The 431-nt window shown below is 65.9% G+C and carries 1 protein-coding gene; it reads left to right on the forward strand.

Annotation, left to right across the window (positions count from 1 at the left end):
* A partial coding sequence (locus IE312_RS43595; protein WP_229900915.1) for a cbb3-type cytochrome c oxidase subunit I occupies window positions 1-431 on the forward strand: 431 nt, incomplete at both ends.

The following is a 431-nucleotide window of genomic DNA, read 5'->3' on the forward strand; positions in this document are numbered from 1 at the left end:
CTGGTCCTGCTGGCCTTCCCGGTCCTGGCCGCCGCGCTGTTCGCGCTGGAGGCGGACCGCAAGTTCGGCGCCCACGTGTACGACCCGTCCAACGGCGGAGCTCTGCTCTGGCAGCACCTCTTCTGGTTCTTCGGGCACCCCGAGGTGTACATCATCGCGCTGCCGTTCTTCGGCATCGTCACCGAGGTCATCCCGGTCTTCGCCCGCAAGCCGATCTTCGGCTACATGGGTCTGGTCGCCGCGACCATCGCCATCGCGGGGCTGTCCGCGACCGTGTGGGCGCACCACATGTACCCCACCCAGGGGGCGTTGCTGCCGTTCTTCTCCTTCATGACGTTCCTGATCGCGGTGCCGACCGGCGTGAAGTTCTTCAACTGGATCGGCACGATGTGGAAGGGCTCGCTGTCCTTCGAGACACCGATGCTCTGGGC

Source organism: Streptomyces capoamus (assembly GCF_014654935.1).
GTDB classification, from domain to species: Bacteria; Actinomycetota; Actinomycetes; order Streptomycetales; family Streptomycetaceae; genus Streptomyces; species Streptomyces capoamus.